The organism is Kocuria marina (assembly GCA_014652975.1).
GTDB lineage: Bacteria > Actinomycetota > Actinomycetes > Actinomycetales > Micrococcaceae > Kocuria > Kocuria marina.
Genome location: BMZV01000001.1, coordinates 1,039,917 through 1,057,179 on the forward strand (window position 1 = coordinate 1,039,917; position 17,263 = coordinate 1,057,179).

A 17,263-nucleotide genomic window follows, 5' to 3' on the forward strand; every position below is an offset into this window, starting at 1 on the left:
CCCGGGCTTCGTCACGGCTCACCGGGAGTGCCCCTCCGGGGGCCGGGTCAGTTCCTGCGCAGGAACTTCCCGAAGAACTCGGTGAGTTCGTCGGTCGCGTCGAGCGGCAGGACCGCGGCCACGTAGTGATCCGGGCGGACCACCACGACGGCGCCGTCGCGGCTGATCGTGCGCACGTCGAAGACGTCCTCGCCGGGGATCGCGGCGTAGACGCGCTCCCAGTAGTTCAGCTCGAACGGGCCCACCTGCGGCTTGAACGCGCGCGGCACCTTGGTGATGTCGACGTCCGTGTAGGGCTGCTGGTAGGTGACGTCCACGTCGAAGAGGGTGGCATCGCCGTCGTCATCACGGCGCAGCGCCACGAGCGGGGATGAAGGATCGTTCTGCCACCACTCGGCGAACGCGGTGGTGGGGGAATCCGCCCCGGCCACGGAGCTGTCTGCGAAGACGTGGATGCGCCAGCGCCCGTCCGCGGTGGCCTCGTGACCCTGGTGCACGACCATGGAATCGCACACGCGCTGGACGCGGGCGGACTTGAAGCGCTTACCCACCGGGTAGCCCTCGGCGAAGTCCTGGTGGTCGGTACCCGCCGTGATCAGGGACGGCTGGTACTCGGTCATGAACCCGGCCGGGAACTCAGCGGTCTTCACGTAGAAGTCCTCGAGGTACGTGGGATCCGGCAGCTTGTCCTGGGGGGTGGCCATGAGGGTGGACCACTCACGGTCGAAGGCGATCAGGTTCTTGGCGATCACCTGACGTTCCTCGGAGTAGGTGTCCAGCAGCGACTCGTCCGCGCGCCCGGAGAGCACGGCCCCAAGCTTCCAGCCCAGGTTCCAGCCGTCCTGCATGGACACGTTCATGCCCTGGCCGGCCTTGGCGGAGTGAGTGTGACACGCGTCCCCGGCGATGAACACGCGGGGCACGCGGGTGCCGCGGTCCTCGGTGTCGACGTCGTCGAAGTGGTCCGTGAGGCGGTGGCCCACCTCGTACACGGAGGACCAGGCCACGGACTTCACGTCCACGCTGTAGGGGTTGATGATCTTGTTCGCGCGGCGGATGATCTCCTCCACCGGGGTCTTGCGGATCTCGTGGTTGTCGTCCTCGGGGACCTCGCCCAGATCCACGTACATGCGGAACAGCAGCCCGCCCTCGCGCGGGATCAGCAGGATGGAGCCGTTCACGGAGTTGATCGCGCACTTGGTGCGGATATCCGGGAAATCGGTGTTGGCGAGCACGTCCATGACGCCCCACGCGTGGTGGGCGCCCTGGCCGCTGAGTGTGCGACCGATCGCCTTGCGCACGCGGGAGGACGCGCCGTCGCACCCGAAGACGTACTTGGCGCGCACCGTGCGCTCCTCGCCCTCGCGCTCACCGGCGGCGTAGCGCACGGTCACGGCCACGGGGTACTCCTGGCCCTGGTCGATCTCCAGGTTCACGAACTCGATGCCGTAGTTGGGCGTGATCCGGGCCGGGCCGCGTTCGGCCGAGCGCAGGAAGTAGTCCAGCACGCGGGCCTGGTTCACGATCAGGTGCGGGAACTCGGACACGCCGTGGGGGTCATCCGCGGGGCGGCCGGTGCGCACGATGTTCTGCGGGTTGATGGGATCCGGGTTCCAGAAGCACATCTCGCGCAGGTGGTACGCCTCCTGCGTGATCTCCTCCGCGAAACCGAAGGCCTGGAAGGTCTCCACGCTGCGGGCCTGAATACCGTCCGCCTGGCCGATCTCCAACCGGTCCGGACGGCGCTCGATCATGCGCGTGTTAACGTCCGGGTACTGGGACAGCTGTGCCGCCGCGATCACACCCGCCGGTCCCGTGCCCACGATCAGCACGTCCATGGTGTCGGTCAGGTCCTCGGGGCGGTCCACGCCGCAGCCGCGGGGCTCCTCGATCCGGGGATCCTCGGAGACGTATCCGTTCTGGTGAAATAACATGCCTTCTCCTGGCTTATGCGGTGATCTCGCAGGGTGTTCCCGCAGGGTCCGGGATCCGGGTCCGAGTCGCGGACGTGCCGCGGGGCGGCGTCCGTGCTGTGCGGTTCCACCGGTGAGATCCGTACGACGGGTGCGGGCCACGCTGCCCGCCCCGGGGTGGTTCGGTGGCGTCGAAAGAGTGTGTCATGGATCATATACGATCTGTGTTCTGGGTAACAATTCCAGCCCCATGGTCCTTCCGGGTGTACGGGAATACGAAAACGAGGGGCCGTGCGAGGAACGCCCCGAGGGGGCGGAAGAGGAAGCTCAGGCCCACTGTGGCGAAGGCCATAAGAGTGGCCGCCTGGGGGTCTATGGGCTCGAAGAATAAGTGGTTGAACACGAGTCCCGCGGCGGAGGCGTAGAGGAAGAAGTCGTACCACTCGATACTGGTACCGATGATGGTTTCGGCCACGATCTTGCGCTGCTCACGACGCCGCGTGGCACTTCTGGCCGTTGTTTCGTGGGCGATGGGATCGCGGGTCGCCATGTGTGACTCCTTCGTCCGGCGAGTCTGGTTCTCTGGGGTGGGTGCGCCGCCCGGGTGTCCCAGGGGGAGATGATGTGATCCGCGCCACTTGCTCAGAATATATAGATAATATACGATTTCAAATAACATTCTGACGAGGAGGCGGTGGCCGTGATCGAGAACCCCCAGGAGGCTCAGCAGGCTTCATCCGGAGCCCCTGAACAGCCGGTTCCCGTGCATCCGGGAAAGATCATCGCGGTGCACGTGGCCTACGAGTCCCGTGCGGCGCAGCGCGGTCGCAAGCCCGCCGTCCCGTCCTACTTCCTCAAGCCCGCGAGCTCGCTGGGTGGTTCGGGCGCCGCGGTGGAACGCCCCGCCGGCACCGAGCTGCTCGCGTTCGAGGGCGAGATCGCTCTGGTGATCGGGACGCCCGCGAAGAACGTCTCCCTCGAGGATGCGTGGTCCCACGTGGCCTCCGTGACCGCCGCCAACGACTGGGGTCTCTACGACCTGCGCGCCGCGGACAAGGGCTCGAACCTGCGCAACAAGGGCCGTGACGGCTACACGTCGCTGGGCCCCTCCCTGATCGACGCCCGCGAGATCTCCCCGGAGCAGTTGCGCGTGCGCACGTGGCGCAACGGTGAGCTGGTCCAGGAGGACACCACTGCGGCGGAAAACATGATCTTCCCGCTCGCCCAGTTCGTGGCGGACCTCTCCCAGCACCTGACCCTCGAGGAGGGGGACGTGATCCTCACGGGCACCCCCGCCGGTTCATCGGTCGCGCAGCCCGGGGACGTCGTGGAGATCGAGGTGGACGCGCCGGAGGTGGCGGGAGCGCCGTCGTCGGGCCGCCTGATCAGCCACGTGACCGAGGGTGACGAGAGCTTCGACGAGGGGCTGGGCGCCATGCCCACCGTGGACGACAAGCAGCGCGAGGAGGCGTGGGGTTCCCGCGAGGCCGCGGGTCTGCCGGACTCCGACGCCGCGGCACTGCCCGAGGCGTTGCGCGCCAAGCTCGAGAAAGCGCCCACGGCCGGGCTGTCCGCGGAGCTGCGCAAGCGCGGACTCAACAACGTGGTGATCGAAGGCGTGTACCCGCAGACGCCCGGCACCACGATGGTCGGCACGGCCAGGACCCTGCGCTTCGTGCCCAACCGCGAGGATCTCTTCACGTCCCACGGCGGCGGGTACAACGTGCAGAAGCAGGTCTTCGACGCCGTCGGCCCGGGTGAGGTGATCGTGATCGAGGCCCGCGGGGCGGCAGGTTCCGGCACGCTCGGTGACATCCTCGCGCTGCGCGCCCAGTTCAACGGCGCGGCGGGAGTCGTCAGCGACGGCGGTGTACGCGACTACGCGGCCGTCGCCGAGATCGGGTTGCCCGTCTTCGCGCAGACCGCGCACCCCGCTGTGCTGGGCCGCCGGCACGTCCCGTGGGACCAGGACGTCGCCGTGGCGTGCGGCAACGCGACCGTGCTGCCCGGTGACGTGATCGTGGGTGACGACGACGGTGTCATCGTGATCCCGCGCGAGCTCGCCGAGGACGTCGTGGACGCCGCCCTGGCCAAGGAGCGCGAGGACGCCTGGGTGGCCGAGCGCGTCGCCGAGGGCAACCCCGTCAAGGGACTTTTCCCGCCCACGGGGCAGTGGCAGGAAGAATTCCAGCAGTGGTTGGCGGAACACCCCGCCTCCGACGACTGACCGACACCCCTAGCGAACCGAGGAATCCATGACCACGACCACCGGGGCCCCCAGCAAGGCCCAGCGTGCCTACGACTGGATCAAGAGCCAGATCATGACCCAGGCGTTCTCGCCCGGCTACCGCCTGGTGCTCGCGAGCATCGCGGAGACCCTGGAGATGTCCGTGGTGCCCGTGCGCGAGGCCATCCGGCGGCTCGAGGCGGAGGGCCTCGTGACCTTCGAGCGCAACGTGGGTGCGCGCGTGTCCATGGTCAACGGTGAGCAGTACCGCTACAGCATGGAGACCCTCGGTCTGTTGGAGGGTGCGGCCACCGCGCTGTCCGCGGAACACATGACCGCGGCGGACCTCGCGCACGCCCGCCAGCTCAACATCTCCCTGGAGGCGTCCCTGAAGAATTTCGACCCGCAGGCGTTCACCGAGACCAACCACGAGTTCCACCGGGTGCTCGCGTGCCGGTGCCCCAACGAACGTCTCAACGACCTCGTGATGGTCGAGTGGGAACGGCTCAACCACCTGCGCACCTCCACGTTCTCGTTCATCCCCGAACGTGCGCGCGCCTCGGTCAACGAGCACTACCACATCCTGCACCTCATCGAGACCCGCGCCCCGGCCGATGCCGTGGAGCGCGCCGTGCGCCAGCACCGCTCCGCGACCCTGCGCAGCTACCTCAGCAGCCGCGCCGACACCCACGAGGGGCCGCAGCGCCGGAGCTCGTGAACCACCGACCCACCCGTACCGATCGGGCCGCCGGCCGGGCGCGCCCGGTCCCTCAAGAACACGCAATCAGAAGCAACCCGTCAGAAGTCACCGACTGGAGGAGTCATCCCATGGCAGCTCTGCAGGAGACCAAGCCCGAGAACCTTCCCGATTCCATCCGCCACTACATCAACGGCGAATGGGTGGATTCCGTGGACGGGGACACGTTCGAGGTGCTCAACCCCGTGACCAACAAGCCCTATATCAAGGCCGCCTCCGGTAAGAAGGCGGACATCGAGGCCGCCGTGGCCGCAGCTAAGAAGGCGTTCGACGAGGGACCCTGGCCCAAGATGTTGCCCCGTGAGCGCTCGCGGGTGCTGCACGAGATCGCGGACATCGTGGAGTCCCGCGGTGGCCAGCTCGCCGCCATGGAGTCCTACGATTCCGGTCTGCCCATCACCCAGGCACTGGGTCAGGCGCGCCGCGCCGCGGAGAACTTCCGCTTCTTCGCGGACCTGACCGTCGCCCAGATCGACGACGCCTACAAGGTCCCTGGCCGCCAGGTGAACTACGTCAACCGCAAGCCGATCGGTGTGGCCGGGTTGATCACCCCGTGGAACACCCCGTTCATGCTCGAGTCCTGGAAGCTGGGTCCGGCCCTGGCCACGGGCAACACCGTGGTGCTCAAGCCGGCCGAGTTCACGCCCCTGTCCGCGTCCCTGTGGCCCGGCATCTTCGAGGAGGCCGGTGTCCCGGCCGGTGTGTTCAACCTGGTCAACGGGTACGGCGAGGAGGGCTACGCCGGCGACTCGCTGGTCAAGCACCCGGACGTCCCGCTGATCTCGTTCACGGGCGAGTCCCGCACCGGGCAGATCATCTTCGGCAACGCCGCGCCCTTCCTCAAGGGTCTGTCCATGGAGCTGGGCGGCAAGTCCCCGGCCGTGGTGTTCGACGACGCCGATCTGGAGGGCGCGATCAACGCCACGATCTTCGGTGTGTTCTCCCTCAACGGCGAACGCTGCACCGCGGGTTCGCGCATCCTGGTCCAGCGCGGGATCTACGACGAGTTCGTGGAACGCTACGCGGCCCAGGCCAAGCGCGTGAAGGTGGGTCCGCCCTCGGACCCGTCCACCGAGGTGGGCGCGCTCGTGCACCCCGAGCACTACGAGAAGGTCATGTCCTACGTGGAGATCGGCAAGCAGGAGGCCCGTCTGGTGGCCGGTGGCGGCCGCCCCGAGGGCTTCGAGACCGGTAACTACGTGGCCCCCACGGTGTTCGTGGACGTCAAGCCGGACGCCCGGATCTTTCAGGAGGAGATCTTCGGCCCGGTCGTGGCGATCACGCCGTTCGACACCGAGGAAGAAGCCCTGGAGCTGGCCAACAACACCAGGTACGGCCTGGCCGCCTACATCTGGACGAGCGATCTCAAGCGTGCCCACAACTTCGCGCAGAACGTGGAGGCGGGCATGGTGTGGCTCAACTCCAACAACGTGCGTGACCTGCGTACCCCGTTCGGCGGCGTGAAGGCGTCCGGGCTGGGCCACGAGGGCGGCTACCGCTCGATCGATTTCTACACGGACCAGCAGGCCGTGCACATCAACCTGGGCGAGGTGCACAACCCCGTGTTCGGCAAGCAGGAAGACGCCGTCGAAAAAATGGACGCCTGAGCGTCCCCCTCCTCTACCAACCCGGTGCCACCCACGAGAAGGACACACCATGACGAATCCCGCTGATCGGACAATGACGTCCTCGGGCTTCTACGTTTCGCAGGAAGCTCCGATTACCACCGACAACCCCATCACGACCCCGTCCGTGCCCGCGCCGGACATCCTGCGCTGCGCGTACATGGAGCTCGTGGTCACGGACCTCGTGAAGTCTCGCGAGTTCTACGTGGACGTGCTGGGGCTCACGGTCACGGAGGAGGACGAGAATACCATCTACCTGCGTTCGATCGAGGAGTTCATCCACCACAACCTGGTGCTGCGCCAGGGCCCCGTGGCCGCCGTGGCCGCGTTCTCCTATCGTGTGCGCACCCCCGAGGACCTAGGCAAGGCCGTGGCCTTCTACGAGGAGCTCGGCTGCCGCGTGGAACGCCGCGCGGAGGGCTTCACCAAGGGCATCGGCGAGTCGGTGCGCGTGGAGGACCCCCTGGGCTTCCCGTACGAGTTCTTCCACGACGTGGAGCACGTGGAGCGCCTGGCCTGGCGCTACGACCTCTACACCCCGGGTGCCCTGGTGCGCCTGGACCACTTCAACCAGGTCACCCCGGACGTCCCCCGCGCTACCAAGTTCATGCAGGACCTGGGCTTCCGCGTGACCGAGGACATCCAGGACGAGGAGGGCACGGTCTACGCCGCGTGGATGCGCCGTAAACCCACCGTGCACGACACCGCCATGACCGGTGGCGACGGTCCCCGGATGCACCACGTGGCCTTCTCCACCCACGAGAAGCACAACATCCTGGCGATCTGCGACAAGCTCGGTGCGCTGCGCCGCTCGGACATGATCGAGCGCGGCCCCGGCCGCCACGGCGTGTCCAACGCCTTCTACCTGTACTTGCGCGACCCGGACGGTCACCGCGGGGAGATCTACACGCAGGACTACTACACGGGTGACCCGGACAACCCCGTGGTCACGTGGGACGTCCACGACAACCAGCGCCGCGACTGGTGGGGCACCCCCGTGGTCCCGTCCTGGTACACGGACGCCTCCCTCGTGCTGGACCTGGACGGCAACCCGCAGGAGGTCGTGGCCCGCACCGAGGAGTCCGAGCTCGCCGCGACCATCGGCGCGGACGGCTTCTCCTACACCCGCCCCTCCGAGGGCGAGGAGTCCATGCCCGAGTGGAAGCAGGGCGAGTACAAGCTGGGTCACCAGCTCTGACCGTTCGGCTTCCACGACCAAGGCGAGGGAGACACCATGCTGGAGAAGGAACGCATCACTAAGATCGCGGACGATCTGGCCGCGGCCGAGCGCGAGCGCACCATGATTCCGCGGCTCACGCAGCAGTACCCGGAGATGACCGTGGAGGACTCCTACGCGGTGCAGAACGAGTGGCGCCGCCGCAGCGAGGCCGCCGGACGTCGGCTGGTGGGGCGCAAGATCGGGCTGACGTCCAAGGTCATGCAGGAGGCCACGGGCATCACCGAACCGGACTACGGGGCGATCTTCGCGGACCAGGTGTACGAGAACGGCTCCGTGATCCGCCATGACCAGTACTCCAACGTGCGCATCGAGGTGGAACTCGCGTTCGTGCTCCGGGACGAGCTGACCGGGCCGAACGTGACCATCTTCGACGTCCTGCGCGCGACCGAGTACGTGGTCCCGGCGCTGGAGATCCTCAGCTCGCGCATCGAGATGGAGGGCCGCACGATCGTGGACACCATCTCGGACAACGCGGCCCTGGGTGGGATGGTCTACGGCGGTAACCCCGTGGCTCCGGACTCCGTGGACCTGCGCTGGGTCTCCGCGCTGCTGTACCGCAACGAGAGCCTCGAGGACACCGGCGTGGCCGCGGCCGTACTCAACCACCCCGCGAACGGTGTGGCGTGGCTGGCCAACAAGCTCGCCGCGCACGACGACACCCTGCCCGCCGGGAGCATCGTGCTGGCCGGTTCCTTCACCAAGCCCATGTGGGTCCACCCCGGGGACGCCGTGCACGCCGATTACAGAGATCTGGGGGCCATCACATGTCGGTTCGAGTGAACGATCTGATCCACGCGTTCCGCGCGGAGGACGCTCCCAACCTGCCCGGTGTGCTGCCGAGCCTCAAGGACCTCTTCCCGCTCGCCTCTGACGATCAGCCGGTGATCGGGATGTTCCACTCCTCCGGGGATCCCGCCGCCGCGGAGATCCTGGCCGGGGCCGGTTTCGACTACCTGCTGATCGACGGCGAGCACTCGCCGCTGTCGCTCGAGACCATCCAGTCCGTGCTGCGCGCGATCGCCGCCTACCCCACGCTCGGGGTCGTGCGGGTCCCCGAGAACAGCGAGGTGCTCATCAAGCAGTACCTGGACCTCGGGGCCCAGTCGCTCGTGGTGCCCATGGTCGACTCGGTCGAAGAGGCGCAGGCCGCCGCTCGGGCGGTGGCCTATCCGCCCGGGGGTGTGCGCGGCGTCGGCTCCGCCCTGGCCCGCTCCGGCCGGTGGAACCGGATCCCCGGGTACCTGACCCGGGCACGCGAGACCATCACGCTGATCGTTCAGGCGGAGTCCGCCGCTGCCGTGGAGAACGCCGCCGCGATCGCCGCCGTGGACGGCGTGGACGGTGTGTTCATCGGCCCGTCGGACCTCGCCGCGTCCATGGGGCTGCTCGGTCAGCAGACCCACCCGGACGTCGTGGCCGCCGTGAAGCACGTGATCCCGGAGGTGAAGGCCGCCGGCAAGTTCGTGGGCGTCAACGCGTTCGCCCAGGACCAGGCGCGGGACTACCTCGCTTCGGGCGCGGACTTCGTGAACGTGGGCGCCGACGTCGCTCTGCTCGCCGCCGGCAGCAAGGCCCTGCTGGAGGCGTTCCGGAAGTAGCCGCCGAGGGCCAGCGTCGCGCCGCAGCTCTCGGGCCCGGCGGGCCATCCGCGCACTTCGAGGCACTCCGAAGCCACTGGCGATTTCTGGGGCAGCTAAAGCCAGGCACGATTTCCTACGCACTCCAAAACCACTCGCTCGCCGGATACTGGCTCCAGGGTGCCCAGAATTTCGATACTGGCTTCCGCATACCCCAGAATGCACGCGGCACTGCCTGGAATCTTGTGGCTCAGTGCGTCGCGTGCCAGTCCATGGAAATGCTGTGCAGCATCGCCTGGATGGCGGGGACGTCCGGGTGAGTGGCGACCGTGGTGTTCAGGATGTCGACCAGTTCCTCATCGGTGACGAACCTCCCGGTCGTGTTGACCGGGCCGGTGGAGAACTCGACCCACAACTCGCGACCCGTCTCGCCTCCCGCCAGGCTCACCAGGCCGGAGGAGTTGACCTGTGAGAGGCCGAAGAGCACGGAGTCCTCGTCCGGACCCTTGGCGCTGCGGAGGTACGCGGAGTACGTGCTCACCTGCGCCCCGATGTCCTCGGACAACTGTGTGGTCTCACCGGGCACCGTGTAGCGGGGGGACGTGAACCAGTCCTCGCGCAGCGGTCGTACGTCCGTGGTGGCGATCCGACCCATCGCCTGACCCGTGGGGCTCGTGAGCTCCAAGTACCCCTGATCCGTCTTCGCGGTCCACGAGGCGGGGTACTTCATGCTGAAGGCCCCGTCCGGCGCGGTGTAGGTCTCGGACAGGGCGATCGTGTCACCTGTCTGGTCGCCCGGTGCGGGCTCGGTCGGTTCAGTGGTGGCGCCGGGCGCCCCGACCGGTTCGGAACTCGCATCCGACGCCGAGGGCGTGGATGGTGCGGTCGTTCCGGAGTCCCCGGGCTGTGTCGCCGACGGCGCGGCGGACCCGGCCGGCGACGTCGCCGTCCCGCCCGATTGCGGCGGTGCGGTGCTGTGCGTGGTGGTGTCGGAGCTCGTGGGGGTGGCCGCGCCGTTCGACGCGGTGCACCCCGTCAGAGCGAGGGCGGACGTGATACCGAGGGTGATGGCCCAGCTGCGGGCTGTGTTGTGTGTCATGGCACCAGCGTGGATCCGAGCCATGTTGTTTGCAATAGTGAACAACAGAGTGTGATGCACCTGTGATGTAGGACACCTAAGTGTTTGCCCATGTCGCAGGGGTGTTCTCGAGTGATCGGGTCGGCGCGCCCACTCAGATCACCCGCCGAAAAACACCAGTGCGGTCATCCCGGCAACCCACCGGAATGACCGCACCGGCCACTCTCCCCGCGCTCTTTGCCCCGCCCCGACGAACGGCCGGCGGGTCGTCTCTAGTCGACGGCCCGGATGGACTTGAGGATCGCGTCCACCGTGCCGGCCTCGTCCGTCTCGTTGATCTGATTGACCAGCTTGACCCCTTGGCTCTGGGACAGCGGTCGGTTCCCCTTGTTCACGGGGGCGTAATAGAACTCCGCCCACAGTTCGTCCCGCTTGTCCCCGCCCGGGAGGGACACGATGCCCTGGCTGTCGGACTCCGTGAGCCCCCACAGGACCGAATCGCTGCGCTCGCTGTGCGGCGGGGCCGGGACGTAGGTGGAGTACGTGAACACCTGGGTGCCCACCTGCTTGCTCAACCCGGTTTCCTCCCCGATCAGGGGGTGGGTGGGGCGGGTGAACCAATCGCCCTTGGGGGGCCGGACCTTGGTGGATGCCACCTTGCCCTGGACCTTCCCGTCCGGGCTGGTCAACTTCAGGTACCCGTTGTCCTTCTGGACCTTCCAGGACTTGGGGTACTTCACCGTGAACAGTTTCGCCGGATCCGTGTAGGTCTCCGTGAGCTCGTAGACGTCCGCGCTGTGGTCGGCATCCGGAGTGGCACTCGTCCCGAACTGCGCCTCACCGGACGGCGAGTCACCGGTCTGGGGCTGTGTGCCGCTCGCGTCGGTGCTCGTCTGCTCCCCACCCTGCGGCGTGCTCCCCTGGGTGGCCCCGGCGGCGTCGTTGCCCGGGCCGGAATCGTTGCTGGACCCGCATCCGGTCACTGCGAACGCCCCGACCAGGGCAAGGGTGGTCATCCATGTTCGAGGTGATGTCGTCTTCGCCATAGCAAACAGGCTGACAACTTGTCCGGGTCGCTGCAATGCCACATCCGCGTTGTAATCAACCCGTGATTTTTCATTTTCATAGAACGCAGTTCCGTCCCCGCGTAATCCCACGATGACCTGGGAGAACGCGGTTCACGGCGACGTCGAACTCTTAAGGGGACAACACTGTCCCTTTTGGGGGACAACGAGCGAAGTGTCCGTGAACATTGCGGCGTCAGCGTGTGGTGGAGCCGAGCACCCCGGCGGTCTCGATGGCCAGCACCGTGCCCATGTTGGACCAGTCGAACCACGCGATGAACTGGGCGGCCGCGAAGAAGAGCACGATCAGTGGGGCCACCTGGGTGACCGCGGACGCCATCATGGGCGGCACGTCCGAGGCCTTGTCGATGGTCCCGGCCACGATCCCGTAAGCGATATCGCACACGAAGAACAGCAGCCCGATGGGCACCGCGACACCGCTGATCAGCACCGAGGTCAGGGGGCTGCCGTCCTCCCCGGGGAACTGTGGGCCGGGGATGAACAACAGGGTGAAGTAGATGGCCAGGCCCACGGCTAGCTTCCCACGGCGGCCCACAGGGCGGTGGTCTCCCGCCGGGACAGGACCGTCAGGGTCTGGGCCGTGAAGGTCTCGGTGTGCTCGCCGTCGCCGGCCTCAGCCGCCCGTGCGGCCTCCGCCTCGGAGCGTTCCTCCGCGTGGTACTTCTTGGTCATTCGGGTCAGGACGGTCTCCGCGTCCCCGGTCGCGGGGTTCTGCGCGGTGACACCGGCCGTCTCGAGTCCCGCGGACAGCACCGCCACGAGACCGGCGAGAATCACGAAGAGCCAGAACGGGTGCGGCGACTTGTTGCCCACCCACTCGACGCCGTTCAGGAACCGCAGCAGTGCGCCGTCGCGCCCGGTCGAACGGGTGTCCGACCGGGCGCGCTTGGGGGACCGCCGTCAGTTGTTCGGCAGGTCCTTGGGTGTGAGGTAGCGCTCGCCGTCCTCGGTGGTCTCGAGGTCGTAGTCGCGTTCCTGCTCCTGGACACGGTCCTCGACCATGTGCGAGTGCCGCACGGGTTCGATGTCCGGCATCTCCTCGGAGCGCTGGTACTGGGCGTTGCCCTCGTCGTCGACCTCGCCGTCCACGTCCGGGCGGTCGGCGGGGTTCGCGGAGATGTTCGGGTTGGGATCCCCGGGCCTGGGCTGGAACTTCCGCGTTCCGGCCAGCGCTTCCGAATCGACGTCGCGTGCGCTCTGCTCGTCCACGGTGCCCTCGCCCACGTTGGGGAAGCCGGTCTCCTTCAACGCCTTGGGCGGCTTGCCGTGGTCCGCGGCGTGGTCATCACGCACGACGTCGCGGTCGTCACGGACGGTGCGCTCCTCGACGACGCTGCCGCGATCGGTCGCGTTCACCGCGCCGTCGACGGTGCCCGGATCGGTGGCGCCCGCCGGGGGGACGCTGGTGCGACGGACCGCGCCGGGTTGGTCGGGGTCCCCTTCCGCGGAACTCTCATCCGGTTGGGTGTCGCGGCCGGCGCGGGAGTCGTCGTGGCCCTGCACGGTGGTGGGCTGGTCGGGATCGTCGATCTGACCGGCGGACGCGATGGGATCCGGGTTCTCGGGTTGCTGAGTCATGACGTGCCTCCTGTACTGTCCGTGGCGCTAACCACTGTGGTGCTTCCCATCTTGGCACCGAGGTGGGGAAACCGTAAGTACCGTGATGGATGGTTCAGCCCTGAGGGGACGTCTCCACGGGGCGGTCCGTGTGGGAGTACTGGGACCAGCTCCCGGGGAACAGCCGTCCCGTGCCGAGTCCCGCGTGCTCGGCCACGAGGAGGTTGTGGCACGCCGTCACACCGGAGCCGCAATAGGAGATCATGTGGTGCGCGTCCGTGACCCCCGCGCGCTCGAATCGCTCCCGCAACTGCTCCACCGGTTGCAGGGTCTGTCGCTCGGTCAGGTGCTCACGGCACGGGACGTTCACGGCGCCCGGGATGTGGCCGGAGCGCGGATCCACGGGATCGGGGGTGTTCCCCGCGAACCGTGTGCGGTCGCGCGCGTCCACGACCAGCGGGCCGTGGACCGCCTCGTCGATGCTCGCGAGCGCGTCGCGCGGCCACGGCACCGGGGTGAAACGTGCCTCGGGGAGGACCGTGCGGCGTCGTTCCAGCTCGCCGGAGCCTGCGGCAGACAGGCCGCCGTCGAGCAGCGCGGCGCGGTGGCCCGTGGTGCGCAGCATCCAGATGAAGCGCGCGGCCATGACGTTGCCGACGTCGTCGTACGCGACCACCGTAGTGTCGTCGCCGATACCCGCCCGGGACATCGCCGCGGCGAAATCCTCGGGGGTGGGCAGCGGGTGCCGACCCCTCTCCGGGGAGGCCGGGGCCGCGAGCGCGGTGGCCACGTCCACGAACACCGCGCCGGGCAGGTGTCCCTGCAGGTAGGCGGCCCCCGCGCTGCGTCCGTCCAGGTACATGCGGGCGTCCGCGAGCACCACGTCCTCGCGGTGCTCGGCGAGCCAATCGGGTGATACGAACGGGTCCATGACCGTCTCCCCCACTTCCTGCGACGACGTCCTCCGACGACGACGCCGCGTGCTGTCTCCCAGCCTAGGCCCGGTACGTGCGTCGCTTCACGAGGAACGCGGGATGACCGATAAGCGCCGGTTATGGCAGGAGGTGGTCATCAGCTCTGTTCCTGCTCGAGCGCGGGATCCGGACCCACGGCGTCCCCGGGTCGCGCCCACGTGGCGGGGTCCAACAGGACGTCCTTGACGCGCAGGGCGGCGGGGGACAGCGGTTGCTGCGTGCGCCAGCCGACGACGGCGGTTTGTTGCGCCACGCTCTCCCGCACCTTCCGGATCACGCATTTGGCGCCCATGATCTCCCGCACCTGCTCGGGCACGAGCGCCACCCCGCGCCCGGCCGCCACGAGCGGGACACATGTTTGCAGCGTGGACACCTCCGTGACGGCCGCCGGGCGGGTCGTGGGGCGTTCGCGCCACACGTTGGCCAGTAACTCCGGCAGCCCGGACAGTCCCGGGTAGCGGGCGGGCACGAGCCACGTCTCGGACGCCAGGTCCGCCAAGGAGACATAAGGCGGCAGGGTGTCCATGCTGCGCGGCAACAGCACCACGAGCGGCATGGTCAGCAGGGGTTCCAGGGAGAGGTCCGCGCCGTGGATCCGCCGCAGGGCGGAGACGTCCGAGGTCAGGACGACCCCCAGATCGATCACGCCCTCGTGCAACGTGCGCAGTGTGATGTCCGGGGAGGGGTCCCGCAGGTCGATGTCGATGTCCGGGGCCGCGCTCTCCAGGATGTTCAGCGCGTGCGGCAGGTGCCACCACTCGAACGCGGGTGCCACGGACAGCGTGACCTGACCCCGCCGACCCTGGGCGATCGACCGCATGCGCGCTGTGGTGGACGCGAGGTCGTGCAGGATGCGCCGGGCGTCCGTGGCGAGTTGTTTGCCGGCCTCGGTGGGCCGGGTGCCGCGTGCGCCGCGGTGCAGCAGCGGCACGCCGCATTCCTTCTCAAGTTGCTTCACGGTGTTGCTCAGAGCCGGTTGCGTGATCCGCAGGGCCGTGGACGCGGCAGTGAAGCCCTGGTGGTCCACGACCGCGAGGAAGTACGTGAGCTGGCGCGTATTCATAATGTTTCCTTATGTCTGCCCAGAAAAAATTGTATTGGATCTATGGATATGGTGTGCACCACACTGGAAGGACATCAGGATCATCCAGTCAAGGCAGGTCTCCCATGTCCATCCAGCGTTCCGACTCAGCGCCCCGGCCGATGGTCTTCGAGCACACGACCCTGGGACAACGTGTCCTGTTCGGCTCGGGCAAGGCCGCCGAACACCTCGTGGCCGAACTCGACCGCCTCGGCGCCACGCGCCCCATGATCATCGCGGGGGAGCACGAAGCGGAGCTGGTCCGGCAGGTCGCCGAGCGTGCGCAGCCCGCCCTGACGTGGAACGACGTCGTCCAGCACGTCCCCGTGGAACTCGCCGAGCGCGCGCGGGACGCCGCACGCGAGGCGGACGTGGACGCGCTCGTCACCGTGGGCGGCGGCTCCACCACGGGGCTGGGCAAGGCCATCGCACTGACGTCCGGGCTGCCCCTCCTGGCCGTGCCCACGACCTACGCGGGCTCCGAGGCCACCAGCATGTGGGGTATGACGGAGGACCGCACCAAGTCCACCGGCCTGGACCCCAAGGTGCTGCCCGAGGCTGTGATCTACGACGCCGAACTCTCGCGTTCCCTGCCCGTGGGCCTGTCGGTCGCGTCCGGGCTCAACGGACTCGCGCACTGCGTGGACTCGCTGTGGGCGCCCAAGGCCGATCCCATCAACCAAGCGCATGCGCTCGAGGGTGCGCGGGCACTCGCGATCGCCCTGCGGGGGATCGTCAAGGACCCCGAGGACATGCACGCCCGTGAGCAGGCGCTCTACGGCTGCTACCTCTCCGCGCTGTCGTTCGCGTCCGCGGGCTCGGGGATCCACCACAAGATCGCGCACGTGCTCGGGGGGACGTTCAACCTGCCCCACGCCGAGACCCACGCGACCGTGCTGCCGTACGTCCTGGCGTTCAACGCCCCGGCCGTCCCGGAACTCGCCGGCCGTCTCGCCGCCGCGCTCGGGTACGAGGGCACCGTGGCCGGTGGGGAGGCCCGGGCCGCCAACGACGCACTGGCCGCACTGCGGAAGGACCTGGACGCACCCCGGGCGCTGTCCGACGTCGGCTTCACCGAGGAGGACGTTACCGAGGCCGTGGAGCGCTCGCTCCAGGCCATCCCGGAGTCCAACCCGGTCACGCCCACGACCGAGAACCTCACCGTGCTGTTGCGCGCGGCCCTGCAGGGGGAGAACCCCTCGGTGGTCACGGCCGCGACCGGTGACGCGTCCGACAGCACCGAGAGTGAGGAGCAGTGCCAGCGCGAAGCGCAACTCACCGAACAGGTCCTGGCGTCTTTCGACGAGTCCCCCGACCCGCGCCTCGCGGAGGTGCTGCGCAGCGTCGTGACCCACGCCCACGCCGTCGTGCGCGAGACCCGGCTGACCGAGGACGAGTGGAACGCCGCGATCAAGTTCCTCACGGACGCGGGGAACATCACCACGGACACCCGTCAGGAATTCGTGCTGCTCTCGGACGTGCTGGGCATCTCCATGCAGACCATCGCCGTGAACAACCAGGCCTACGAGGATGCCACGGAAGCCACCGTGTTCGGCCCGTTCTTCGCCCAGGACGCCCCGCGTATCGACCAGGGCGAAGACATCGCCGGGGGTGCCCCGGGCCAGCCGTGCTGGGTCGAGGGAACCGTCAAGGACACGGACGACAACCCCGTGGCGGGTGCGCGCATCGAGGTGTGGGAGGCGGACGACGAGGGTCTGTACGACGTCCAGCACACCGACGGCCGGGTCTACGGCCGCGCATGGCTCGAATCCGACAACGATGGGACGTTCCGCTTCTGGGGCCTCACACCCACCCCGTACCCCATCCCGCACGACGGGCCCGTGGGCAAGATGCTGCAGAGCACCGGGCGCTCGCCGTACCGCGCCGCGCACCTGCACTTCATGGTCTCGGCCCCGGGGCGGCGCACGCTCGTGACCCACATCTTCGTGGAGGGGGATCCGCAACTCGAGGCCGGCGACTCGGTGTTCGGCGTCAAGGACTCCCTGATCAAGACGTTCGAGACCCATGACGCGAACGAGCCCACCCCGGACGGTCGCCGCCTGGACGAGAGCTGGGCCAGCACCCGCTTCGACGTGGTGCTCGCCCCCGAGGACGTCTGAGCCCACCCCTTTCCCCTCCACCGCGAGCG

Annotated in this window: 16 protein-coding genes; 7 read left to right on the top strand and 9 right to left on the bottom strand. The window is 68.2% G+C overall.

The window, feature by feature from the left end; translation table 11 throughout:
* Positions 1 to 47: 47 nt before the first annotated feature.
* Together IE157_RS04850 and IE157_RS04855 are read right to left on the bottom strand one after the other, a co-directional pair.
* Positions 48 to 1,934 (bottom strand): FAD-binding monooxygenase, encoded by a 1,887-nt coding sequence (locus IE157_RS04850; RefSeq protein ID WP_193519257.1) that lies wholly within the window; start codon positions 1,932 to 1,934, stop codon positions 48 to 50.
* 190 nt (positions 1,935 to 2,124) lie between these two features.
* Positions 2,125 to 2,463, bottom strand: coding sequence for a hypothetical protein (locus IE157_RS04855; protein WP_318281322.1), 339 nt, complete (start codon positions 2,461 to 2,463; stop codon positions 2,125 to 2,127).
* A 150-nt stretch (positions 2,464 to 2,613) separates the two neighbouring features.
* Between IE157_RS04855 and IE157_RS04860 the strand changes: the two genes are divergently transcribed.
* From IE157_RS04860 to IE157_RS04885, 6 genes are all read left to right on the top strand, one after another.
* A complete protein-coding gene (locus IE157_RS04860; protein ID WP_193519258.1) occupies positions 2,614 to 4,140 on the top strand; it encodes a fumarylacetoacetate hydrolase family protein in 1,527 nt (508 codons plus the stop codon).
* Positions 4,141 to 4,168: 28 nt separating this feature from the next.
* Positions 4,169 to 4,858 carry a GntR family transcriptional regulator gene (locus IE157_RS04865; protein WP_193519259.1) on the top strand — a complete coding sequence of 230 codons (690 nt, stop codon included), beginning with the start codon at positions 4,169 to 4,171 and terminating at the stop codon, positions 4,856 to 4,858.
* 110 nt (positions 4,859 to 4,968) lie between these two features.
* Positions 4,969 to 6,504, top strand: a complete 1,536-nt coding sequence (gene hpaE / locus IE157_RS04870; protein ID WP_193519260.1) for a 5-carboxymethyl-2-hydroxymuconate semialdehyde dehydrogenase — start codon at positions 4,969 to 4,971, stop codon at positions 6,502 to 6,504.
* Between the two features lie 49 nt (positions 6,505 to 6,553).
* Entirely contained in the window at positions 6,554 to 7,720 is a 1,167-nt protein-coding gene (gene hpaD / locus IE157_RS04875) for a 3,4-dihydroxyphenylacetate 2,3-dioxygenase (protein ID WP_193519261.1), read from the top strand.
* A gap of 36 nt (positions 7,721 to 7,756) precedes the next feature.
* Entirely contained in the window at positions 7,757 to 8,542 is a 786-nt protein-coding gene (gene hpaH / locus IE157_RS04880) for a 2-oxo-hept-4-ene-1,7-dioate hydratase (protein WP_193519262.1), read from the top strand.
* Between the two features lie 110 nt (positions 8,543 to 8,652).
* Positions 8,653 to 9,360: an aldolase/citrate lyase family protein gene (locus IE157_RS04885; RefSeq protein ID WP_231885629.1), complete on the top strand. Its 708-nt coding sequence runs from the start codon at positions 8,653 to 8,655 to the stop codon at positions 9,358 to 9,360.
* A 229-nt stretch (positions 9,361 to 9,589) separates the two neighbouring features.
* On the opposite strand, the gene IE157_RS04890 is transcribed toward IE157_RS04885, so the two are convergent.
* The 7 genes from IE157_RS04890 to IE157_RS04920 all read right to left on the bottom strand — a co-directional run bounded on the left by IE157_RS04890 (position 9,590) and on the right by IE157_RS04920 (position 15,096).
* On the bottom strand, positions 9,590 to 10,438 hold the full coding sequence (locus tag IE157_RS04890) for a hypothetical protein (protein WP_193519263.1): 849 nt from the start codon (positions 10,436 to 10,438) through the stop codon (positions 9,590 to 9,592).
* A gap of 251 nt (positions 10,439 to 10,689) precedes the next feature.
* Entirely contained in the window at positions 10,690 to 11,463 is a 774-nt protein-coding gene (locus IE157_RS04895; protein ID WP_193519264.1) for a hypothetical protein, read from the bottom strand.
* Between the two features lie 214 nt (positions 11,464 to 11,677).
* A complete protein-coding gene (locus IE157_RS04900; RefSeq protein WP_193519265.1) occupies positions 11,678 to 12,013 on the bottom strand; it encodes an AbgT family transporter in 336 nt (111 codons plus the stop codon).
* Positions 12,014 to 12,015: 2 nt separating this feature from the next.
* Positions 12,016 to 12,345, bottom strand: coding sequence for an AbgT family transporter (locus IE157_RS04905; RefSeq protein ID WP_193519351.1), 330 nt, complete (start codon positions 12,343 to 12,345; stop codon positions 12,016 to 12,018).
* A 57-nt stretch (positions 12,346 to 12,402) separates the two neighbouring features.
* Entirely contained in the window at positions 12,403 to 13,080 is a 678-nt protein-coding gene (locus IE157_RS04910; RefSeq protein ID WP_193519266.1) for a hypothetical protein, read from the bottom strand.
* A 94-nt stretch (positions 13,081 to 13,174) separates the two neighbouring features.
* Positions 13,175 to 13,990 carry a sulfurtransferase gene (locus IE157_RS04915; protein ID WP_193519267.1) on the bottom strand — a complete coding sequence of 272 codons (816 nt, stop codon included), beginning with the start codon at positions 13,988 to 13,990 and terminating at the stop codon, positions 13,175 to 13,177.
* A 140-nt stretch (positions 13,991 to 14,130) separates the two neighbouring features.
* On the bottom strand, positions 14,131 to 15,096 hold the full coding sequence (locus tag IE157_RS04920) for a LysR family transcriptional regulator (protein ID WP_193519268.1): 966 nt from the start codon (positions 15,094 to 15,096) through the stop codon (positions 14,131 to 14,133).
* Between the two features lie 104 nt (positions 15,097 to 15,200).
* Here IE157_RS04920 and IE157_RS13075 point away from each other — a divergent pair, with 104 nt between their 5' ends.
* Positions 15,201 to 17,234, top strand: a complete 2,034-nt coding sequence (locus IE157_RS13075; protein ID WP_404820581.1) for a maleylacetate reductase and hydroxyquinol 1,2-dioxygenase domain-containing protein — start codon at positions 15,201 to 15,203, stop codon at positions 17,232 to 17,234.
* Positions 17,235 to 17,263 lie beyond the last annotated feature (29 nt).